Origin of the sequence: Aureimonas sp. Leaf454, from assembly GCF_001424685.1 — a bacterium.
Classification (GTDB): domain Bacteria; phylum Pseudomonadota; class Alphaproteobacteria; order Rhizobiales; family Rhizobiaceae; genus Plantimonas.
The window spans coordinates 671,707-693,775 of record NZ_LMQT01000001.1 but is presented as its reverse complement, the minus strand read 5'-3'; the positions used below and the strand labels follow the sequence as shown (position 1 = coordinate 693,775).

The following is a 22,069-nucleotide window of genomic DNA, read 5'->3' as shown; positions in this document are numbered from 1 at the left end:
CGGTGGGGGCTTCAGTCTTCGACGAGGATCGTGCCGGCGACTTCGATGCCGAACCCGCTGAGTCCGACATAGGAGCGCTCCTGCGTGGCGACGACGGAGATGGAGCGAACGCCGAGATCGCGCAGGATCTGGGCCCCGATGCCGACCTCGCGCCAGCGCTGCATCCGCTTCTGCGCGCTGACATGGCGCTCGCCGTCGCGGGGCGCCTCTTCGGCGGCATCCGCGAGCGGCGTCGCCTTGCCCTCGAAATCGTCGACATTGGGCTGGCGCAGCAGCATGAGGACGCCGTGGCCCTCGACCTTCAGCCGCTCCAGCGCGATCTCGACCCAGCTCCGGCCGGCGCCGCGATCGAGGAGATCGATCACGGGCTGCTCGCGATGGATGCGCGTCGGCACCCGCTCGCGTCCCCGGACGTCTCCGAACACGGCGACGACGTGCTGCATGTCGTCGAACGGGGTCTCGTAGATCCGCACGACGCCCTCGACGCCCCCGAGCGCCATCGGGACCTCGCGCACGCAGGTCACGAAGGATTCGCGGCGGATGCGGTAGGAGATGAGGTCCTCGATCGAGATGATCTTCAGCTTGTGCTCGCGGGCGAAGGGCACGAGTTCGGCGAGGCGCTTCACCGTGCCGTCGTCGTTGACGACCTCCGCCAGAACGCCGGCCGGTTCGAGGCCGGCGAGTTCGGCGAGATCGCAGCCCGCCTCGGTGTGGCCGGAGCGGGTGAGGACGCCGCCGGCTCGCGCGATCAGCGGAAAGATGTGGCCGGGTTTCAGGAAGTCGCCGGCCGCGCAGTTTCCGTTGGCGAGGGCGCGCACGGTGTTGGTGCGCTCCTCGGCCGAGATGCCGGTCGTCATGCCGATCTTGTAGTCGACCGAGACGGTGAAGGCCGTGCGCATCGGATCGATGTTGTTGGCGACCATCGGCGGGAGATTCAGCTTGTCGGCCCGGTCCGCCGTCATCGGCACGCAGATGATGCCGCTCGTGTGGCGGATCATGAAGGCCATCTTCTCCGGGGTCGCCATGGAGGCGGCCATGATCAGGTCGCCTTCGTTCTCTCGATCGGTGTCGTCCACGACGACCACGAGTTCGCCCGCCGCGATCGCCGCGATCGCATCTTCTATGCTGTCGAGTTCCATGGTCATGTCCGTCCCCGGGGTGTCTCCCGCCCGCGTTGTCCTAGTCCGGTGACGCCATCGGAATCAATCGGCGGGATGGTGAAAGCACCGTTCGTGCTAGACTCATCGCCATGATCGACAAGCTCGACTACTTCATCGCGCTGGCCGCCGAACGCCATTTCGGACGGGCGGCCGAGCGTCTCGGCGTGACGCAGCCGACGCTCTCGGCCGGCATCCGCCAGCTGGAGGAGCGTCTCGGCGTGACCCTCGTCAATCGCGGCTCGCGCTTCCAGGGACTGACGGAGGAGGGCGCGCGGGTGCTCGGCTGGGCGCGCCGGATCGTCGGGGACGTGCGGACCATGCAGGACGAGATCCGCGCCGTCCGTCTCGGACTGTCCGGGCATCTGAGGATCGCGGCCATCCCGACGGCGCTCGCCGTCGTCTCGCGCCTGACCACGCCCTTCTTCGAGAAGCATCCCGGCGTCACCTTCGAGATCCAGTCGCGCACCTCGTCGGAGATCGTGACCGGCCTCGAGGATTTCGCGATCGATCTCGGGATCACCTATCTCGACGACGACCGTCTGGCGCGTCTCGACACGGTCGCGCTCTACGAGGAGCGCTATTGCCTCGTGACGACGGCGGGCAATCCCTTCGCCGAGGAGGCGCGCGTCACTTGGGCGCAAGCGGCCTCCATTCCGCTCTGCCTTCTCTCGGCGACGATGCAGAACCGCAAGATCCTGAACGGTCTCCTCGGCCGCGTCGGAACGCCGTTCCGCACGGTGCTGGAATCCAACTCCATGATCGCGCTGATCGCCCATGTGCGCACCGGGCGCTTCGCGACCATCATGCCCTTCCGATCGGCGGAAATCCTTGGTCTCGGCGAGCCGATGCGGGCCATACCGATCACCGAGCCGGATGCCAGCTACACGATCGGGCTCGCCGGCGCCCGCCGGAATCCCCGCCCTCCGCTGATCGACGCCTTCTGGAAGGAAGCGGCCTCAGCCGAGCTGGAACGATAGAGATCCTCTATCGTCGGACGGGAGTTGCGCATTGATTTTTGAATGAGACGGGTGCCTTCTCCTTGAAACGGTTCCAAATCGCCTCGGAGCCGACGCACGACCGCCGGAAAGGCGGTGTTACCGCCTGGGGAGGCCGAGTTTGACTTTGCATGTGGCATTCGATGCCGAGGAGGCCGCCGACATCATCGAGCAGCACAGGGATCTCGAAGGTCCGCTGCTGCCCATCCTGAACGCGCTTCAGAGCCGGTTCGGTTTCGTCGGCGAGGACGCGGTCCGCCAGATCTCCGCGGCGCTGAACCTGTCGCGCGCCGAGGTCTACGGCGTCGTGTCCTTCTATCACGACTACAAGGCCGAGCCGCACGGCCGCCATGTCCTGAAGGTCTGCCGGGCCGAGGCCTGCCAGTCCCGCGGGTCGGATGCCGTGGCGGATGCCGCCGAGCGCGCGCTCGGCATCGCCTTCGGCGAGACGACGCCGGATGGGCGCGTGACGCTGGAGGCCGTCTACTGCCTCGGTCTCTGCGCGGCCGGTCCTTCCGCCATGATCGACCATGGCCGGATCGTTGGCCGGCTGACGCCCGCCAAGGTCGAGGCGCTTGCCGAGGAGATCCGCCTGTGACCCGCATCTTCGTTCCGCTCGACAGTTTCGCGGTCGCCTGCGGCGCCGACGAGATCGCAGAGGCCATCCGCCAGACGGCCTCCCACCGGGGGCTCGACGTGGAGATCGTCCGCAACGGCTCACGCGGCATGGCGTGGCTGGAGCCGATGATCGAGGTCGAAACGGCGGACGGGCGCATCGCATACGGGCCGATCGAGCCCGATGAGGTGGCGAGCCTCTTCAAGGCAGGCTTTCTCGACGGCAAGGCGCACGAGAAGCGCCTGGGGCGGCCGGAGGACATGCCCTTCCTCGCCAACCAGACACGACTGACCTTCAAGCGCTGCGGCATCACCGATCCGCTGTCGCTCGACGACTACCGGGCGCATGGCGGCCTGAAGGGGCTGGAGCGCGCCGCCGCGATGCAGCCGGAGGAGGTCGTCGCCGAGGTCACGACCTCGGGTCTGCGCGGGCGCGGGGGCGCGGGTTTCCCGACCGGCATCAAGTGGAAGACGGTTCTCGAAACCGAGAACGAGCGCAAATACATCGTCGCCAATGCCGACGAGGGCGACAGCGGCACCTTCGCCGATCGCATGATCATGGAGGGCGATCCCTTCTGCCTCATCGAGGGCATGGCGATCGCCGGCCTCGCGACGAAGGCGACCAAGGGCTTCGTGTATCTGCGCTCGGAATATCCGGTCGCCATCCGCGTCATGAACGAGGCCGTGCGGCGCGCCCGCGCGGCGGGCATTCTCGGCGCCTCGGTTCTCGGCTCGGGCCGCGCCTTCGACATGGAGATCCGGGTCGGAGCCGGCGCCTATGTCTGCGGCGAGGAGACCTCGCTGCTGGAAAGCCTGGAAGGGCGCAGAGGACAGGTGCGCGCCAAGCCGCCGCTCCCCGCGCACAAGGGTCTCTTCGGCAAGCCGACCGTCATCAACAACGTGATCACGCTCTCCTCGGTGCCAGCGATCCTGGCGGATGGGGCGGAGGTCTACAAGAATTTCGGCATGGGCCGGTCGCGCGGCACGATCCCGCTGCAGATCGCCGGCAATGCGAAGCACGGCGGTCTCTACGAGACGGCCTTCGGCCTGACGCTCGGCGAGATCGTCGACGGCATCGGCGGCGGCACGGCGTCGGGCCGGCCGGTCCGCGCGGTGCAGGTCGGCGGGCCGCTCGGCGCTTACTTCCCGCGCGAGCTCTTCGACACGCCCTTCGACTACGAGGCCTTCGCCGCGCGGGACGGGCTGATCGGCCATGCCGGCATCGTCGTCTTCGACGACACGGTCGACATGCTGAAACAGGCGCGCTTCGCCTTCGAGTTCTGCGCCGTGGAATCCTGCGGCAAGTGCACGCCCTGCCGGATCGGCGCGGTGCGCGGACGCGAGACGGTCGACCGCATCATCGCCGGCGACCGTCCGGCGGAAGCGCTGACGCTGGTGGAAGATCTCTGCAACACGATGAAGTTCGGCTCGCTCTGCGCACTCGGGGGCTTCACGCCCTATCCCGTGATGTCGGCGATCACGCACTTCCCGGAAGATTTCCACGGTCGCGAGCCCCTGCGCGAGGCGGCGGAGTGATGGGGATGAACCCGACGTCGCGTCCCGGCGGATCGCGCCGCCCCCTCGAACACCTCTCTGAGTTCCACCGGAACGGAGCCATCCGATGAGCCTGATCCAGGAAACCGACTACGGCACCCCGAAGTCCAAGGCCGAGAAGGAGGTCACGCTTTCCATCGACGGATTCGACGTGACCGTGCCGGAAGGCACGTCGATCATGCGCGCCGCCATGAATGCCGGCATCCAGGTCCCGAAGCTCTGCGCGACGGACATGCTGGACAGCTTCGGCTCGTGCCGCGTCTGCGTCGTGGAGATCGAGGGCCGCAACGGCACGCCCGCGTCCTGCACGACGCCGGTGATGCCCGGCATGAAGGTCTCGACGCAGACCGAGCGGCTGAAGCGCATCCGCAAGGGCGTGATGGAGCTGTACATCTCCGACCACCCGCTGGACTGCCTGACCTGCGCGGCGAACGGCGACTGCGAGCTGCAGGACATGGCCGGCGCGGTCGGTCTGCGGGACGTGCGCTACGGCTACGAGGGCGAGAACCATCTGAAGAAGGAGAAGGACCAGTCCAATCCCTACTTCCAGTTCGATCCCGCCAAGTGCATCGTCTGTTCGCGCTGCGTGCGGGCCTGCGAGGAGGTGCAGGGCACGTTCGCGCTGACGATCTCGGGCCGGGGCTTCGGCTCCGAAGTCTCGGCGGGCGTCATGTCCGACAACTTCTTCTCCTCGGAATGCGTGTCCTGCGGCGCCTGCGTGCAGGCCTGCCCGACGGCGACGCTCGAGGAGAAATCGGTCATCGAGATCGGCCTGCCCGAGCACTCGATGGTCACGACCTGCGCCTATTGCGGCGTCGGCTGTTCCTTCAAGGCGGAAATGCGCGGCGAGGAGCTCGTGCGCATGGTGCCCTACAAGGACGGCAAGGCGAACCGGGGCCATTCCTGCGTGAAGGGGCGCTTTGCGGTCGGCTATGCCACGCACAAGGACCGCATCCTGAAGCCGATGATCCGCGAGACCTACAAGGACGAATGGCGCGAGGTCTCCTACGAGGAGGCGATCGCCTTCGCGGCGGCCAAGATCAAGGGGATCCAGGCGAAATACGGGCGCGGCTCGGTCGGCGCGATCTCCTCCTCGCGCTGCACGAACGAGGAGGTCTACCTCGTCCAGAAGCTGGTGCGCGCCGGCTTCGGCAACAACAACATCGACACCTGCGCGCGCGTCTGCCACTCGCCGACCGGCTACGGCCTGTCCACCACCTTCGGCACCTCGGCGGGCACGCAGGACTTCGACAGCGTCGAGGATAGCGACGTCATCCTCGTCATCGGCGCGAACCCGACGGACGGCCATCCCGTCTTCGCCTCGCGCATGAAGAAGCGCCTGCGCGAGGGCGCGCGCCTGATCGTCATCGATCCCCGCCGCATCGATCTCGTCCGCACGCCGCATGTCGAGGCGGATTACCACCTGCCGCTGAAGCCCGGCACCAATGTCGCGATGACGACCGCGCTCGCCCATGTGATCGTGACCGAAGGCCTCGTCGACGAGACCTTCGTGCGCGAGCGCTGCGAATGGGACGACTTCCAGGACTGGGCCGCCTTCGTCGCCGACGAGAGCCGTTCGCCGGAAGCGGTCGAGGCGATCACGGGCGTTCCCGCTGCCGATGTCCGGGCCGCGGCCCGTCTCTTCGCCACCGGCGGCAACGGTGCGATCTATTACGGGCTCGGCGTCACCGAGCACAGCCAGGGTTCGACGACGGTCATGTCGATCGCGAACCTCGCCATGGCGACCGGCAATATCGGCCGGCGCGGCGTCGGCGTGAACCCGCTCCGCGGGCAGAACAACGTGCAGGGCGCCTGCGACATGGGCTCCTTCCCGCACGAATTCACGGGCTATCGCCACGTGTCGCGCGACGAGGTGCGCGAGACCTTCGAGACGCTCTGGAACGTCCAGATCGACGACGAGCCGGGCCTTCGCATTCCCAACATGTTCGATGCCGCGGTCGAGGGCACGTTCAAGGGCCTCTACGTGCAGGGCGAGGACATCCTCCAGTCGGACCCGGACACCCGCCACGTCTCCGCCGGTCTCGACGCGCTGGAACTCCTCATCGTTCAGGATCTCTTCCTCAACGAGACGGCGAACTACGCCAACGTCTTCCTGCCCGGCTGCTCGTTCCTCGAGAAGGACGGCACCTTCACCAATGCGGAGCGGCGCATCAACCGCGTTCGCCGGGTGATGAAGCCCAAGAACGGCTATGCCGACTGGGAGGTGACGCAGATGCTCGCCCGGGCCATCGGCATGGACATGGACTACCAGCACCCGTCCGAGATCATGGACGAGGTGGCCAAGGTCACGCCGACCTTCCAGAACGTGTCTTACGAGCTCCTGGAGCGTCTGGGCTCCGTGCAATGGCCGTGCAACGAAGCCCATCCCGAGGGCACGCCGACGATGCATATCGGCGAGTTCATGCGCGGGAAGGGCCGCTTCATCGTCACCGAATATGTCGCGACGGACGAACGGACGGGACCGCGGTTCCCGCTTCTCCTGACCACCGGGCGCATCCTGTCGCAGTACAATGTGGGCGCCCAGACGCGGCGCACGCAGAACGTCGTCTGGCACGATCAGGATCTCATCGAGATCCATCCGCACGACGCCGAGAACCGGGGCATCCGCGACGGCGACTGGATCAAGCTGGAAAGCCGCGCCGGCTCGACCTCGATCAAGGCCAAGATCACCGATCGGGTCGCGCCGGGCGTCGTCTACACGACGTTCCACCACCCCTTGACCCAGGTGAACGTCATCACGACGGACTTCTCCGACTGGGCGACCAACTGCCCGGAATACAAGGTGACGGCGGTGCAGATCTCGCCGTCGAACGGTCCCACCGAATGGCAGGAGGAGTATCGCGAGCTGACCGAGGAAAGCCGGCGCATCGCGGTGCTCGACGCGGCGGAGTAAGGCCTTGGAAGCCGTCGACGACGAGGCTCGGCCAAGCGCCGGCGGCGGATCGCGCCGGCTGCCCTCGCTCGCCTTTCGCGGTGGCGGTTTCACGGCGTCCTCCCGTGCCGTCCCCGAGGAGGTGGCGATCGCCATCTCGGTCGACGGCTCGACGCATGCCGTCATGATGGCGACGCCGACCCATGTCGAGGAGCTCGGCCTCGGGATCGCCCTCGCCGAACGCATCGTCGGGGCACCGTCCGAAATCGAGCGAATGGTCGTCGTCGAGACGCAGGCCGGCCTCGACTGCCAGATCCGCCTCGTGCCCGAGCGCGGCCGGACCTATGTCGCGCGACGCCGTCAGATGACGGGTCCGGTCGGCTGCGGGCTCTGCGGCGTGGAGAGCCTCGAACTCGCCGCGCCCGAACTGCCGGTCGTCACGACGGACGCCATCGTGTCGCCGCAGACGATCGGTGTGGCGGTCGAGGCCATGGCCCGCGAGCAGGCGCTCGGGCGCGAGACGCGGGCGGTGCATGCCGCGGCCTTCCACCGGTTCGACGGAGGGCTCGTCGTGGTTCGCGAGGATGTCGGCCGGCACAACGCGCTGGACAAGGTCGCGGGCCACCTCGCCGCGCGCGGGATCGCGCCGGGTTCGGGCTTTCTCACGCTCACGAGCCGCGTGTCGGTCGAACTGATCCAGAAGGCGGCCGTCATGGGCTCGCCGTTGATCGCTGCGGTGTCCGCGCCGAGCGCGCTCGCGATCCGCACGGCAGAGGCCGCCGGCATCACGCTGGTGGCGGTCGTGCGCGGGACCGAATTCGAAGTCTTCACCCATATCGACCGGATCGAGGGCGCGCGCGGCGCCGCGGCGACCGGTTCATCAAAGGCAACCAGCGATGCAGCATAGCGACCGCCTGATCACCATGGCGAACCAGATCGCCGCCTTCTTCGGGTCTTCGCCGACGGGAGGTCGCGGCGGCGAGGGGGGCGGGGCGAAGGGCGTCGCCGATCACATCAACAAATACTGGGAGCCGCGCATGCGCACCCAGCTGATCCAGCGCGTCGCGCGGGGCGAGGCCGATGGCCTGTCGCCGCTCGTCGTCGACGCGCTGCCCGACATTCGCCGTCCATCGACGCGTCTCGAAGAGCGCACCACGACGCAGGGCTGAACGTTCGGGGGAGGGGCGGGCATCGACCGAGCGCTGCGCCCTGCCTGGCGCTGCGATCAGAACTCCGTCCAATCCTCCGATGACGGCGCTGACGAGGGGGCATGCGCGGCGCCGCCGGTGCCGGTCGTGCGCATCTGCCGCACCGGCCGTGAGGCTGCCGGAGCTTTCGGCCGATGGGCCGAGAGGAGGGCCGGCGACGCCGATGCCGACCGCGTGGCGGCGTCGAAGGTGAAGAGATCCGTCAGGCTCGCCAGAGCGTCGGTTTTGGCAGCCAGGGTCGTTGCCGCGGCCGTCGCCTGATCGACCATCGCGGCATTCTGCTGCGTGACCTTGTCCATCTGTTCGGCCGCGGCGGACACTTCCCGCAAGGAGACGGCCTGTTCGGCGGCGCTCTTGGCGATTTCGCACACGACGCCGCTCATCTCGTCGACCTGAGCGACGATCTCGCCGAGCGAGCGACCGGACTGGGTCACGAGTTCGACGCCCTCCGCCACCTGCTGCGTCGACGTCGCGATCAGGGACTTGATCTCCTTGGCGGCTTCGGCGGAGCGCTGGGCGAGCCCGCGCACCTCCTGGGCGACGACCGCGAAGCCTCGGCCCGCCTCGCCGGCGCGCGCGGCCTCGACTCCCGCGTTCAATGCGAGAAGATTGGTCTGGAAGGCGATCTCGTCGATGACGCCGATGATCTTGCCGATCTCGGCCGAGGAGGTTTCGATCCGTTCCATCGCCTCCACCGCCCGTCCGACGATGACGCCTCCCTGGTCGGCATTCGTCTGCGCCTTCGCCGCGGTCTTCTGGGCCCGCGACGCGCCCTCAGCGGTTCGGCCGACGGCGCTGGAAATCTCCGTCAGCGCCACGACGGTTTCCTCCAGGCTCGCCGCCTGCTGCTCCGTCCGTCGGGACAGATCGTTGGACGCGGTCGAGATCTCGCCGATGCCGGTCCGGATCGCGCCGATGGACGCGACCACGCCGCCCAGCGTCTGCCGCAGCGTTTCCACGCTCTCGTTGAACTTCACCCGGATCGGGTCGAACCGGGCGGGAAAGGCCTGGTCGAGCCGGATGCGCAGATCGCCCGCCGCGAGCGCCTCGAGACCGGCCGCGAGGCTTGCGACGACGGCCGCCTGTTCGCGTCCCTGGGCCGAGGCTTCGCCCGTCTGCTGGGCGAGAGCGTCGGCTTCGGCGCGCCGCCGCTCCGCCGCTTCGCGCATGGCGAGATCGGCGCGGCCGACCACGAGGGACTGGAAGGCCCGGACGGCCCTTGCGATTTCGCCGACCTCGTCGGACCGCCCCGCCGCGTTCAGCTGGACGTCGAAATCGCCGTCGGCGATTTGCTTCATCTGGCCCGCGAGGCGTCGCACGGGGCCGCTGATCGAACGGGTGGTGAAGACGACGAGCCCGCCGGCGAAGAGAACGGCGAGCACGATCGCGCCGATCATCAGGCTTCGGGCGAGCCGCGATCCGTCGATCGTGGCGGCGGCGGTCCGGCTGGCCTCCTCGCCGATCGCGTCGGACGCCGTCTCCATGGCGCCTTCGAGCACCGTGAAATCCGACTGGAAGGCGGCAAGGCCCGCCTTCGCCGCGATCACGTCGCGATCGGCGGTGCGCACGAGATCTTCCGCCGCCTTGATGTAGGCGGCGAGCGGCGCCTCCAGCTGCGCCAGGGCTCCGGCGATGGCGCCATCGGCGGCCAGCGCGCGGCTTGCCGCGATGGAGCTCCGGAAATCGGCGGCATGTTCCGCGAGGTTGCCCGCGACCTCGGCGGGATCAAGGCCCGTCGCGGAATCGGTGGAGAGGATGGCCGCCAGGACATCGCTCCGCAGCGCGTCGTGCATCATGTCGGCCTGCATGTGATGCTGCAGGATCGCGGCGGATCGTTCCGTCGACAGGATGCCTTGCGACAGGTGATCGGCCACCCAGAGACCAACCATGCCGCTGCCGCCGGCGATCACGAGAACGAGCAGCCCGAGGAGCATCATCTTCTGACGGATCGTTCTCATGTCGGCACCCTTCCCCGGGATCGAAGTCCTGGCTACGATCATGCTTGTGATATCCTAAGATGAAATTTCCAATCGTCACACGCGATGCGGGCGCCTGCGCAGCGTCCCTTGCGGTCGTCTGCCGTCGGGTGATGGATCTCGAGATGGTTTCGTGTCCGCGTCGAAGAGCGTATGGACACGCGAACGGCTTTGGCCGAACACCACGAAGGATCAAGCGTGACGACGGCAGGACTTCCACCGACGCCCCAGGACGCCCGCCGAACGGATGCGGAGGTCGTCGCGGCCAAGCTCATCTCCATCGAGGCCTATCGCGCGCTTCTCCAAGGCGAGGAGCGGGTCTCCGATTGGCTTCTCGTCGACCAGGCGATGATCGACACGTTCGCCGACGCCACGCGCGACCATCAGTTCATCCATGTGGATCCCGAACGCGCCCGAGCCGAGACACCCTTCGGCGGCACGATCGCGCATGGCTTCCTGACGCTTTCTCTCCTGTCCACGCTGGCCTTCGACGCGCTGCCGGGAGTCGTCGGCACGACGATGGGCATCAATTACGGCTTCGACAAAGTGCGCTTCCTCAACACGGTGCGCAGCGGCGCGCGCGTGCGCGGCCGGTTCCGGCTGGTGGGCCTGACGGAGCGCGCGGTCTCCCTGCAATCGGCCTGGGACGCGTCGATCGAGATCGAGGGCGCGGTCAAGCCGGCCCTCAGCGCCCACTGGATCACGCTCGCGATTCTGGAGCCGCCGCAGACGTGAGCGACGGCCTGGTGTCGACGTGTCCGGTTTTTCCTGTCAGACTTCCATCGGGCGCCGGACGATGACGAGACACCGACATGGCGGCTATGCCCTTTTCTTCTTCCCTTCTCCTTGATCCCGGTTCGGCCGTTCGGCCATCGATCGACCGCACCCGATGCGGGCCGAGCGTCGGCGTCTCCGCCGCCCGCCCGACGGAGCGCGCGCCATGACCCGGCCCGCCTGGCCGCGCGCCATCCTGTTCGATCTCGACGGCACGCTGATCGATTCCGCGCCCGACATCCATGAATCGCTGAACCAGACCATGGAAAGCCTCGGTCATCCCCCGTTCACGCTCGAAGCGGTGATCGGCATGATCGGGCGCGGCGTGCCCAAGCTCATCGAGCGGGCGCACGAGGCGCTTCTCATCGATCTCGACGCGCCGACGCGCGACAGGATCGTCGACCGGTTCCTGAAGATCTACAATCCCCGCGCGACCGAACTGACCACGCTGAACGCCGGCGCGAGCGACACGACGCGGCATTTCCACGAGATCGGCCTGCCGATCGGCGTCGTCACCAACAAGCCGGATGCGGAAACGCGGGAGATCCTCCAGCATTTCGGCGTGCTCGACCTGATGGCGGTCGTCGTCGGCGGCGATGCGGGACCGGCCAAGAAGCCGGCGCCCGATCTCCTGTTCCTCGCCTGCGAGACGCTGTCCATCCAGCCGAGCGAGGCGCTGTTCGTCGGCGACAGCGAAAACGACGTCGAGGCCGCCAAGGCCGCCGGCATGCGGGTCGTGGCGGTGCGCGGCGGCTATACGCGGATCGGCACGGACGCGCTCGGCGCCGATCTCGTGATCGACCGACTGGACGCGCTCGCCGACGCCCTCGGCAGCCTCGCACCGGAGACGGGGGCTTGAGCGCCCTCATCTTCGATGTCGACGGAACGCTGGCCGAAACCGAGGAGCTTCACCGTGAGGCGTTCAACGCGGCCTTCGTGGATTCGGGGCTCGACTGGACATGGGACCGGCCGCGCTACAAGGCGCTGCTCGCCGTCTCCGGCGGAAAGGAGCGGCTCCACCATTTCCTCGATCGCGACGGCATCGTCCTTCCCGATGCGCAGGAGCGGGTCGCACGGCTTCATGCACTGAAGACGGCGATCTATGCCGATCGCGTGGCGGAGGGGCGGCTCGTCCTGAAGCCCGGCGTCGAAGCCCTGATCGACGCCGCGGAGGCGGCCGGCATCCGCCTCGCGGTCGCGACGACGACGACGCGGGCGAATGTGGACGCGCTGCTCGGATCGGCCGGCATCGATCCCCAACGCTTCGAGACGATGGTCTGCGGCGATGCCGTGGCGCGCAAGAAGCCCGCGCCCGACGTCTATCTCGCCGTCCTCCGCGCGCTGGATCTGCCGGCCTCCGCCTGCCTGGCCTTCGAGGACAGCTGGAACGGGCTGACCGCCGCCAAGGAAGCGGGGCTGCGCTGCGTCGTGACCCCGGCGCTCTACACCGCGGACGAGGATTTCGCCGCAGCCGACCTCGTCGTGCCCGACCTCGCGGATACACAGCGCTTCCTGTCGCTGGTGAAAGGCGGCTGAGGTTCGGCCCCGCGAGGAACGAGGCGGAGCGGCGGCCGTTGAGGAGGCGGGCCCTGCGAGCGTCGCGGGGCCGACGCAACGCGTTCGAGGAGACGACGACATGACCGGATTGACCTACGAGATCGTCCAGCACGATGGCGGCTGGGCCTACAAGGTCGGCGACGTCTTCTCCGAGACCTTCCGCGACCACGACTCGGCGCTCGCCGCCGCCAAGGATGCCGCCGCGCGCCAGTCCCTGGCCGGCGAGACCGACGGCATCACCTACCAGGATCGCGACGGTGCGTGGCACGAGGAGGTCGCCGACGGCCGCGACCGGCCCGAGACCGAGGTCGTCGACCCCGCCGCCGGCCGAGGCTGACGCCGGGATCCCGATCGAATCTCAGGATCCCGATCGGGTCTCACATGGGCGGGACGACGCCGTTCTTTCCCACCACGACGAAGGCGGTGGACAGCGTTCCGTCCGCCGCCTTTTGCGCGGGAACGAAGACCGTCGCGCCCTTCACGAGATCCGCTCTGCTCGCGTCGTCAAACGTGACGACGGGGATCCCCTCGGGCAGCGCCACGGTCTTGGAGCCCTCCGGATAGGTCAGGGTGAGGGATCGTCCGTCGACGCTCTCGACCGCGTTCGAGACGGTGGCGTTGGTCATGGTCGAGCCCTCCTGAAGATCCCAGGGATAGCTGCCTTCGCCCGTGCCCTTCATGGCGGCGGGAAAGATCAGGACCTCCAGCGCCCCGTCGCCACCGGCCGCCGTCGGAATGGACGCGACCCCGACGAAGTCGCCGGTCTTGATGTCGGCGGCCTCGGCCGCCTTCACGCCGCGCACGGCGAGATCCGCGGGGATCGCGATGGCGAGGCTCGGACCTTCGCGCGACGTGACGGTGAGGGACGTGGCGGACAGGCTTTCGATCGTTCCCCGAACGCGGGCCGGCGTGCCGTCGGCCGCCAGGAGCGGCGTTGCGGTGACGACAAGGATCGCGGCGGCGGAAAGAAGATGGCGCATGGTTCGACCTCGGGTTCGACGGTCGCTCACAGGCGATCCGCATGGCAAAGCCATCTCGGCCGGATCGCGAACCGAACAAGGTTCGAACGCGCAAACGTGACGATGATCAGCCGCCTGTGCACTTGTTCGACACCGGTATGAAACCGGGTGGAAACACGGAGCGTCTAGGCTGGGAACGTCGTCACTCCAGACCGGGCCCACCATGCGCATCGAGACCTTCGTATCCCTTTTCGTTCCCACGGCCGCACTCGGCATGCTCGCCAGCATCGCCGCCGTCGCCCTCGTCATCCTCTTTCCCTGACAAAGAACCGAGGCATCGGCCGGACCTCGCGTCGGGGTTCGGCCGAGCGCTTCGGGTGCCGTCCCGGCAGTGCCGCGTCGGCCTTGCGAGGCGCGGGAAACCCTCCATCGGAGACATTGCGTCGCGCCGCATCGTGGCAACCATTTGCGAGCGACGGCGTCTAGCTCGCGACAGGAATGGGAAGGACGCCTTATGCAAAGAACCGTCGTCATCACCGGAGGAACGGCCGGGATCGGCCTTGCCAGCGCGGAAGCCTTCGCGCGCAAAGGCTGGAAGGTCGCGATCCTGGCGCGGGACGAGGGACGCTTGCGCCAGACCGAGGAGCGCCTGCGCCAGCTCGGCGTCCAGGCGCTCGGCATCGCGACCGACATGGCCGATCCCGCTGCCGTCGAGGCGGCTGCCGACCGGATCGAGCGCGACCTCGGGCCGATCGACGCCTGGGTCAACAACGCGATGGCGACCGTCGTCGCGCCGGCGGGCGAGATTACGCCCGAGGAGTTCAAGCGGGTGACCGAGGTCACCTATAACGGGCAGGTCTACGGCACGCTGGCGGCGCTGAAGCACATGCGCCGGCGGCGGCGCGGTTCGATCGTCCAGGTCAATTCGGTTCTCGGCATCCGCCCGTTCCCGCTGCAATCCGCCTATGCCGGGGCCAAGGCCGCCGCACTCGGCTGGACCAACGCGCTGCGCGCCGAACTCGATTTCGAGGGCGTGCCGGTCACCCTCTCGACCATCTTCCTGCCCGCGGTGAACACGCCGCAGTTCGCCGGATGGGCCCGCAACAAGACGGGACGCCGGCAGATCGCGCCCGATCCGGTCTACGATCCGCGCCTCGCCGCCAACGCCATCGTCTTCGCCGCGGAACATCCGCGCCGCGACGTCTGGGTCGGCCGCACGACCTTCATGGCGAGCATCCTCCAGCGAATCTGGCCGAATGCCGGCGACCACGTCGCGAAGGGGGGCTGGGAGGGCCAACTGTCGGACGAGACGATTCCCCGGATCGAGGGCAACCTCTTCACGCCGGCCAAGGGCTCGGCGGTGATCGACGGCCCGTTCAAGAGCCGGACTCTGTCGAGCCGCCACACCTTCGTCACCAGCCGGCAGCGCGACATCGCGGTTCTCGGCGGCGCCACCCTGCTGGCCGCGGGGATTGCCCATCTTCTCGCCCGCCGCACCGGTCTCTGACGTCGGACAGGGACGTGCGTCGTCGTGCAGCCGCGGCGATGCGCGTCCCTCGAAAGGACAATTCACCTTGAAGATTCTCGTTGCCGGAAGCGAAACGCCGGACGAGCGCGACGCACGCCGGGATGGTGCCGGCGCGTCGTCGGCCGAAACCTATGCCGAGACGCTGCGCACGCTTCGCCCCGATGCCGCGATCGACATCATCTCCTGCGTCGAAGGCGACGAGCCGGTCAACGTCTGGGATCTGGCGCGCTACCATGCGATCGTGTTCCCCGGCTCGCCCTTGCAGATGCAGGACGAGACGCCGCAGACGCGGCGAGCGGCGCGCTTCATGGAGGCGGTCTACGAATCCGGCACGCCGTCCTTTGGATCCTGCGCCGGGCTGCAGATCGCGTCCGTCGCGGCAGGCGGCGTGTGCAAGCGACGCCAGCCGCGGATGGAGGCGGCCTTCGCGCGCCGCATCACGGCGACCGAGGCAGGCCGCGAACATCCGCTTCTCTCGGGGCGTCCCGCCGCCTGGGACGCGCCCGCCATGCACTCCTCGGAGATCACCCGGCTGCCGCCCGGCGCGACGGTGTTGGCGGGAACCCAGACGACGCCGGTCCAGGCGATCGAGATCCGGCGAGCCAACGGCATCTTCTGGGGCGTCCAGTATCATCCCGAGCTGACGCTCGCCGAAATCGCCGCCTCGCTGCGCCGGCAATCCGGCGATCTGGTGGAAGAGGGACTGGCGGCGAACGAGACGGACGTGTCCGACTATGCCGGGCGGATCGACGCGCTGGACCGCGCGCCGGACCGCCGCGATCTGTCCTGGCAACTCGGCCTCGACGAGGAGGTGCTCGACCCCCGCCGACGCATGCGCGAGATCCGCAACTTCCTCGATCACGTCGCGGAGCGGTCGGGCGGGTGACGGCGTCCGCGCCCGGTCGCGTTCACCCATCGGCCTCCGGCTGTGCGTCTTCTTCTTGCCCGGTCCCTCGGTGCCTGGCCTTCCTCAGTGCGCGGCGCGAGGCTGGCCGCGCTCCGTGACGGACAGGAGGAGGCGCTGCAGGACGATGAAGCCGAAGAGGAGGATGCCGATCACGATCTTCGTCCACCAGGAGGAGAGCGTGCCGTCGAAGGTGATGTAGGTCTGGATCAGGCCCTGGATCAGGACGCCGATGAAGGTGCCGGCGACGAAACCCGAGCCGCCCGTCAGGAGGGTGCCGCCGATGACGACGGCAGCGATCGTGTCGAGCTCGACGCCGACGGCCGCCAGCGAATAGCCGGCAGCGGTGTAGAGCGAGAAGACGATGCCGGCGATCCCCGCGCAGACGCTGGACAGAGTGTAGATGAGGATCGTCGTCCGGGCGACGGGAAGGCCCATCAGCTCCGCGGAGACGGGGTTGCCGCCGAGCGCGTAGACGTTGCGACCGAACCGCGTGCGATGAGCGATGAGGATGCCGAGGGCGAAGACGGCGAGCATGATCATCGCCACGAGCGTCAGCCGGCCGCGGCCCGGCAGCTGCAGGAACAGATCGTTCAGCTGCGCATAGAGCGGATGGTTGATCGGCACGGACTGGGTGGTGATGATCGAGGCCGCGCCGCGGGCGAGGAACATGCCGGCCAGCGTGATGATGAAGGCCGGGATTTCGAAATAGTGGATGATCGCCCCCATGGCCGCGCCGAACAGCGCCGAGACGAGGAGCGCCAGGGCGAAGGCGGCGTAGGGATGAAGGCCGTAAGCCTCGATCGCGATGGCGAGGAAGACACCGACGAAGGCGATCACCGCGCCCACCGAGAGATCGATGCCGCCGGAGATGATGACGAAGGTCATGCCGACCGCCACGATGCCGAGAAAGGCATTGTCGGTCATGAGGTTGGCGACGACGCGCGTCGAGGCGATCGCGGGATACTGCGCCGCGCAGAGCGCGTAGGCGAGAAGAAAGATGACGATCGTCGCCGCAAGGGGCAGAAGCCGCGAGGTCATGGGGTCGCTCCGCCTTCGCGCGCCGGCTTCAGGAAACCGAGGGCGGCCTTGGTCTTCGGGGACTGGGCGAGGAGGACGCAGAGGACGACCACCGCCCGGACGATGAGGTTGAACTCCGGCTGGAAGCCCGAGAGGAGAATTCCGGTGTTCATCGCCTGGATGATCACCGCGCCGAGCACGCTGCGCACGAGACTAAAGCGTCCGCCGAGGAGCGAGCCGCCCCCGAGCACGACGGCGAGGATCGCGTCGAGCTCCAGCCAGAGGCCGGCATTGTTGGCGTCTGCGCCCCGGATGTCGCCGGCGACGATAAGGCCGGCGATCGCCGCGCAGAGACCGGAGAACACGTAGGCGCCGATCGTGACGAGGCGCGTCTCGACGCCGGCATAATGGCTCGCGCGCGCATTGGCGCCGGTCGCTTCCAGGAAGAGGCCGAGCGCGGTGCGGCGCACGACGAGCGTCGTGGCGACGAGGACGAGGATCGTGATGCCGATGGGAAGCGGCAGCGTGAAAAGCGTGCCGGCGGACAGGAAGATCAGGCCGGGATCGTCGAAGGTGATGATCTGGCCGCCGGTGATCAGCTGCGCGATGCCGCGGCCGGCGACCATCAGGATCAGCGTGGCGACGATCGGCTGAATGCGCAGGACCGCGACGAGGAAGCCGTTCCAGAGGCCGCAGGTCAGTCCGACGCCGAGCGCCGCCAGAATGCAGGTGACGGTGCCGAAGCCCTCGTTCACGAGCACGCCCGCCGTCGCGCCGACGATCGCCATGATCGCGCCGACGGAGAGGTCGATGCCGCGCGAGGCGATGACGAGACACATGCCGATGGAAAGGATCGCGATCGGCGCGACGCGATAGAAGACGTCGACGATCGAGCCGAACATGCGCCCGTCCTGCAGGCGAATGGAGAAGAAGCTCGGCGAGACCAGCCAGCAGGCCAGAAAGATCAGCGCCAGCGCGAGCAGCTGCGGCGCCGAGGCGGCAATGCCGCCGAGGACGCGCCGGCTCGGCGCCGGCGGGAGCGCGGCGGGCGGAGACGCGGACGTCATGGCTTTGCCTCCGCCGCGATCGTGTGGATGATCGTTTCGACGCCGATCGCCTCGCCCGTGAGATCGCCGACATGGGACCGGTCGCGAAGCACCCGGATCCGATGGGAATAGGCGGTGATCTCCTCCAGTTCGGACGAGATGACGAGGAGGGCCATGCCCTGCCGGCACAGATCCTCAATGAGGCGCACGATCTCGGCATGGGCGCCGATGTCGATGCCGCGCGTCGGCTCGTCGAGGATGAGAAATTCCGGTTCGGTCGCCAGCCAGCGCGCGATCAGCGCCTTCTGCTGGTTGCCGCCCGAGAGGAGCCGGATCGGCGTCTCGGCGTCGCGCGTTCGGATGTCGAGGCTCCGGATGAACTGCGCCGCGATCCGCTCCTGTTCGGCGCGGGCGAGCGGCTTCAGCCAACCCCGGCGGGCCTGGAGGGCGAGGATGATGTTCTCGCGCACCGAGAGGTCGCCGACGATGCCCTCGGTCTTGCGCTCCTCCGGCAGGAAACCGAACTTCAGCGCGACCGCATCGCGCGGGCTGGCGATCCGCACCCGCTTTCCGTCCAGGAGCGCCTCCCCGCCATCGGCCCGGTCGATGCCGAAGATCAGCTTGGCCGTCTCGCTGCGTCCGGAGCCGAGAAGGCCCGCGACGCCGACGACCTCGCCCCGGCCGATGTCGAGATCGAAGGGATGGATCTGCCCGCGCCGTCCATAGCCGCGAAAGGACAGGAAGGCGTCCGGCTTGGGCGCGGTCGCCTCGCGGCGCTCGTGGGTCGCGCCGGCGAGATCGCGGCCGAGCATCAGGGAGACCAGCTTCAGGCGCGGCAGTTCGCTGGCGGGGCTCGTGCCGATCAGGCGGCCGTTGCGCAGGATCGTGATGCGATCGGCCAGCGCGTAGACCTGGTCGAGGAAATGGGTGACGAAGAGGATGCCGATGCCCCGCGCCTTCAGGGACCGGACGATCTCGAAGAGATGGAGCACCTCGCTGGCGTCGAGGCTCGCCGTCGGTTCGTCGAGGATGAGCACGCTGGCGGAGAAATCGACGGCACGGGCGATGGCGACGAGCTGCTGGACCGCGACCGAGAAGTCGGACAGGCTCTTGCGCACGTCGATGTCGACGCCGTAGCCCTTCATGATCTCGCGGGCGCGGCGGTTCATCGGGCCGTTGCGGATGAAGCCGAGGCGACCGGGCTGGCGGCCCATGAAGAGATTCTCGGCGACCGAGAGATTGGGGAGGAGATTGACCTCCTGATAGACGGTCCCGATCCCGAGCTTCAGGGCCTCGGCGGGGCTTTTGGGGTGGATCTCGTTCGAGCCCAGCAGCACCTCGCCGCCGTCGCGTTGGAGAACGCCCGTCACGGTTTTGATGAGGGTCGATTTGCCCGCACCGTTCTCGCCGAGCAGCGCATGGACCTCGCCGGCGCGCAGGGTGAAGTCGACGCCGTCGAGGGCCTTCACCCCCGGAAACGTCTTGGTGAGGCCCCGCACCGTCAGGACGTCGCCGGCCAGGGCGGGCGTCGGGCGGGCAGGCGCTTCGTCGATCGGGGACATGGAGCTGCCTTCGGCGCGAGGCCCTTCGAGACGGGCGCTGTCCAGCGCTTGATCCAGCGGGCGAGGGTCGGGGAAGACGGGGCGCCGGGAGGGCACCCCGTCCTTCGATCCGCGTCGGATCAGTAGCCGAGATCTTTCTTGGCTTCGTATTCGGCCGCGGCCGTCTCGGGCAAGAGGAGTTTGGATTCCGTTTGGATGAACTTCGGCGGAACGGTGCCCTTCTCCTTGAAGGCGGCCAGCGCCTCGAAGGCGGGGCCTGCCATGTTCGGCGTGAGTTCGACGCTGGCATTGGACTCGCCGGCGATCTGCGCCTTGAAGATGTCCGGCACGCCGTCGATCGAGACGACCTTGATGTCCGTGCCCGGCTTCAGGCCGGCGTCCTTGATGGCCTGGATCGCGCCGACGGCCATGTCGTCGTTGTGCGCGTAGACGGCGCAGATGTTCTTGCCGCCGTCCTCGGCCTTGATGAAGCTCTCCATGACCTCCTTGCCCTTGGCGCGGACGAAGTCGCCGGTCTGGCTGCGCGTGATCTTGACGTTGTCGTGGCCCTTCAGGGCGTCTTCGAAGCCCTTCCTGCGGTTGATGGCGGGCGAAGAGCCGACCGTGCCCTGGAGTTCGACCACGTTGCAGGGCTTGTCGCCGACATCCTTCACCAGCCAGTCGCCGGCGACCTTGCCCTCGTGAACCGTGTCGGAGCCGACGGCGGTGAGGTAGAGGCTGTCGTCGCTCGTCTCGATCGTGCGATCGAGAAGGACGACCGGGATCTCGGCTTCCTTGGCTTCCTTGAGGACGCTGTCCCAGCCGGTGGCCACGACGGGCGCCATGAAGATCGCATCGACATCCTGCGCGATGAAGGAGCGGATCGCCTTGATCTGGTTTTCCTGCTTCTGCTGCGCGTCGGAGAACTTCAGCGTGACGCCGCGCTTCTCGGCCTCCTGCTTGGTGACGGTGGTCTCGGCGGCACGCCATCCCGATTCCGAACCGATCTGCGAGAACCCGACCGTCATCTCCTGCGACTGCGCGGCGGTGGTCAGCGACAGCGCGAGGATCGCGGCTGCGACGTGCTTGGACTTCGTCATGATATTCCATCCTCCCATGGGCGCGTCACCTCGTCCGTGACCGATCTCCCGAGGCATGAACTACCATGCGCCCCGAAAGCTGAAAAGTGTGATGATTGTCTATAAGTGTGATTTTTGATGCTGCACTGCGCGCGGGACAGACGGGCCGGACCCGCTGCTCGCCGACCCGGCGAAGGCCGTGTCTTTCGGCGAAAACCGCCTCTGATCGTCCCCAAGCCGGCCGAAATGCGGACGTCTGCGGGTTTAAGCACCCGGCAGCTCCGGCGATGTCGGGCTCCGCTGCGGCATTCTTGGATCCGGGCCACACCGCGCGAAATGGCAAGTGGACGAAGGGGCTCGCGCTGGACTACCGTCGCGTTGGTCTCGGCTCGCTCAATGGCCGCATCTAGCATTCATCATATGAATCCCGCCAACCTAACGCCGGAATGGTCTTCTTGCTCGAGCCCGCGACGATTCGATTGCCTCTGGCGCAGAACCGCCTGCGCCTGGCGCAACGCCGTGCGAACACCCAGCATCAGAACGTTCTTCACCGTCTCGGTCTCAGCATCGTCAGCGGCGAGTTTCCCGAGCTCTCGATCCTGCCGGGCGACGGCGAACTCCTCGCGCGCTACGGGGTCTCGCGCACCGTCTTGCGGGAGGCCATGAAGACCCTGTCCGCCAAGGGCATGATCCATGCCCGGGCGCGCGTCGGCACGCGCGTGCTCGAGCGGCGTCACTGGAACTATTTCGATCCCGACATCCTCTACTGGCACGCCGAGACGGGGATCGACAAAACCTTCCTGACCAATCTGGCGGAGATGCGGATGGCCTTCGAGCCGGAGGCCGCGGCGCTGGCGGCGCGGCGCCGCACCGAGGCCCAGGTCGTCGAGCTCTATTCGTGGATCGCGAAGATGGAGAACGCCCAGTCCTCCGGCGGCGACTTCGTCGATGCGGATCTGCGGTTCCACGTCGCGGTGGCGGAGGCTTCGGGAAATCCGCTGATGCGCTCGATGAGCGCCCTGATCGAGGTCGCGCTCGAAATCACCTTCCTCGTGTCCTCGCCGATCCCGAACACGGCGATGCACGCCCGATCGGTCGCGCGCCACCGGGCCATCGCGGAGGCGATCGAGGTGCAGGACGACGATGCCGCCCGCGTCGCCATGCGCGCCGTGATCCGTCAAGGCTCCAAGCGCGTGGACGCGGTGATCAAGGACGGCGAGGGCGATCACTGGATCAACGTCTGAGGCGGTCGTCGCGGGC

The 22,069-nt window shown here is 68.0% G+C and carries 20 protein-coding genes; 13 read left to right on the top strand and 7 right to left on the bottom strand.

All coding sequences use genetic code 11. The annotated features are described in order from the left end of the window. Window positions 1–11: 11 nt before the first annotated feature. Window positions 12–1,139, bottom strand: coding sequence for a 3,4-dihydroxy-2-butanone-4-phosphate synthase (ribB, locus tag ASG43_RS03060; RefSeq protein ID WP_156386372.1), 1,128 nt, complete (start codon window positions 1,137–1,139; stop codon window positions 12–14). A 110-nt stretch (window positions 1,140–1,249) separates the two neighbouring features. Between ribB and ASG43_RS03055 the strand changes: the two genes are divergently transcribed. From ASG43_RS03055 to ASG43_RS03030, 6 genes are all read left to right on the top strand, one after another. Then, the gene (locus tag ASG43_RS03055; RefSeq protein WP_056499979.1) at window positions 1,250–2,137 is read left to right on the top strand and encodes a LysR family transcriptional regulator; all 888 of its coding nucleotides are present in this window, start codon (window positions 1,250–1,252) and stop codon (window positions 2,135–2,137) included. 139 nt (window positions 2,138–2,276) lie between these two features. Beyond that, window positions 2,277–2,753, top strand: a complete 477-nt coding sequence (locus tag ASG43_RS03050) for a formate dehydrogenase subunit gamma (protein WP_056499977.1) — start codon at window positions 2,277–2,279, stop codon at window positions 2,751–2,753. Then, a complete protein-coding gene (locus ASG43_RS03045; RefSeq protein WP_056499975.1) occupies window positions 2,750–4,306 on the top strand; it encodes an NADH-quinone oxidoreductase subunit NuoF in 1,557 nt (518 codons plus the stop codon). The genes ASG43_RS03050 and ASG43_RS03045 overlap by 4 nt, the downstream gene beginning before the upstream one ends. Before the next feature lie 85 nt (window positions 4,307–4,391). Then, complete coding sequence (gene fdhF / locus ASG43_RS03040; protein WP_056499973.1) at window positions 4,392–7,238, top strand: formate dehydrogenase subunit alpha; 2,847 nt, start codon at window positions 4,392–4,394, stop codon at window positions 7,236–7,238. 4 nt (window positions 7,239–7,242) lie between these two features. Next, window positions 7,243–8,124 carry a formate dehydrogenase accessory sulfurtransferase FdhD gene (gene fdhD, locus ASG43_RS03035; RefSeq protein ID WP_056499970.1) on the top strand — a complete coding sequence of 294 codons (882 nt, stop codon included), beginning with the start codon at window positions 7,243–7,245 and terminating at the stop codon, window positions 8,122–8,124. After that, complete coding sequence (locus ASG43_RS03030) at window positions 8,114–8,386, top strand: formate dehydrogenase subunit delta (RefSeq protein WP_056499969.1); 273 nt, start codon at window positions 8,114–8,116, stop codon at window positions 8,384–8,386. Before fdhD ends, ASG43_RS03030 begins: the two co-directional genes overlap by 11 nt. 56 nt (window positions 8,387–8,442) lie before the next feature. Here the strand turns inward: ASG43_RS03030 and ASG43_RS03025 are convergent, their stop codons facing one another. Then, entirely contained in the window at window positions 8,443–10,383 is a 1,941-nt protein-coding gene (locus tag ASG43_RS03025) for a HAMP domain-containing methyl-accepting chemotaxis protein (protein WP_056499967.1), read from the bottom strand. Window positions 10,384–10,674: 291 nt separating this feature from the next. Between ASG43_RS03025 and ASG43_RS03020 the strand changes: the two genes are divergently transcribed. From ASG43_RS03020 to ASG43_RS03005, 4 genes are all read left to right on the top strand, one after another. After that, the gene (locus ASG43_RS03020; RefSeq protein ID WP_056501047.1) at window positions 10,675–11,136 is read left to right on the top strand and encodes a MaoC family dehydratase; all 462 of its coding nucleotides are present in this window, start codon (window positions 10,675–10,677) and stop codon (window positions 11,134–11,136) included. Window positions 11,137–11,341: 205 nt separating this feature from the next. After that, entirely contained in the window at window positions 11,342–12,034 is a 693-nt protein-coding gene (gene gph / locus ASG43_RS03015) for a phosphoglycolate phosphatase (RefSeq protein WP_056501042.1), read from the top strand. Next, entirely contained in the window at window positions 12,031–12,711 is a 681-nt protein-coding gene (locus ASG43_RS03010; RefSeq protein ID WP_056499965.1) for an HAD-IA family hydrolase, read from the top strand. The genes gph and ASG43_RS03010 overlap by 4 nt, the downstream gene beginning before the upstream one ends. 100 nt (window positions 12,712–12,811) lie before the next feature. After that, window positions 12,812–13,069 carry a DUF2188 domain-containing protein gene (locus ASG43_RS03005; protein ID WP_056499963.1) on the top strand — a complete coding sequence of 86 codons (258 nt, stop codon included), beginning with the start codon at window positions 12,812–12,814 and terminating at the stop codon, window positions 13,067–13,069. Window positions 13,070–13,109: 40 nt separating this feature from the next. Here the strand turns inward: ASG43_RS03005 and ASG43_RS03000 are convergent, their stop codons facing one another. Then, window positions 13,110–13,712, bottom strand: a complete 603-nt coding sequence (locus ASG43_RS03000) for a hypothetical protein (RefSeq protein WP_056499961.1) — start codon at window positions 13,710–13,712, stop codon at window positions 13,110–13,112. A 493-nt stretch (window positions 13,713–14,205) separates the two neighbouring features. On the opposite strand from ASG43_RS03000, the gene ASG43_RS02995 reads away from it, so the two are divergent. Next, window positions 14,206–15,198, top strand: a complete 993-nt coding sequence (locus tag ASG43_RS02995) for an SDR family oxidoreductase (RefSeq protein ID WP_056499958.1) — start codon at window positions 14,206–14,208, stop codon at window positions 15,196–15,198. A 67-nt stretch (window positions 15,199–15,265) separates the two neighbouring features. Next, window positions 15,266–16,105 (top strand): type 1 glutamine amidotransferase, encoded by an 840-nt coding sequence (locus tag ASG43_RS02990; protein WP_056499957.1) that lies wholly within the window; start codon window positions 15,266–15,268, stop codon window positions 16,103–16,105. An 84-nt stretch (window positions 16,106–16,189) separates the two neighbouring features. Here the strand turns inward: ASG43_RS02990 and yjfF are convergent, their stop codons facing one another. From yjfF to ytfQ, 4 genes are all read right to left on the bottom strand, one after another. Then, a complete protein-coding gene (gene yjfF, locus ASG43_RS02985; RefSeq protein ID WP_056499955.1) occupies window positions 16,190–17,164 on the bottom strand; it encodes a galactofuranose ABC transporter, permease protein YjfF in 975 nt (324 codons plus the stop codon). Further along, a complete protein-coding gene (locus tag ASG43_RS02980) occupies window positions 17,161–18,210 on the bottom strand; it encodes an ABC transporter permease (RefSeq protein WP_082490558.1) in 1,050 nt (349 codons plus the stop codon). The genes yjfF and ASG43_RS02980 overlap by 4 nt, the downstream gene beginning before the upstream one ends. Continuing rightward, complete coding sequence (locus ASG43_RS02975; RefSeq protein WP_082490557.1) at window positions 18,207–19,751, bottom strand: sugar ABC transporter ATP-binding protein; 1,545 nt, start codon at window positions 19,749–19,751, stop codon at window positions 18,207–18,209. Before ASG43_RS02975 ends, ASG43_RS02980 begins: the two co-directional genes overlap by 4 nt. A gap of 119 nt (window positions 19,752–19,870) precedes the next feature. Then, entirely contained in the window at window positions 19,871–20,830 is a 960-nt protein-coding gene (gene ytfQ / locus ASG43_RS02970) for a galactofuranose ABC transporter, galactofuranose-binding protein YtfQ (RefSeq protein ID WP_056499954.1), read from the bottom strand. 464 nt (window positions 20,831–21,294) lie between these two features. Between ytfQ and ASG43_RS02965 the strand changes: the two genes are divergently transcribed. Then, complete coding sequence (locus tag ASG43_RS02965) at window positions 21,295–22,053, top strand: FadR/GntR family transcriptional regulator (protein WP_056501035.1); 759 nt, start codon at window positions 21,295–21,297, stop codon at window positions 22,051–22,053. Window positions 22,054–22,069: the final 16 nt, after the last annotated feature.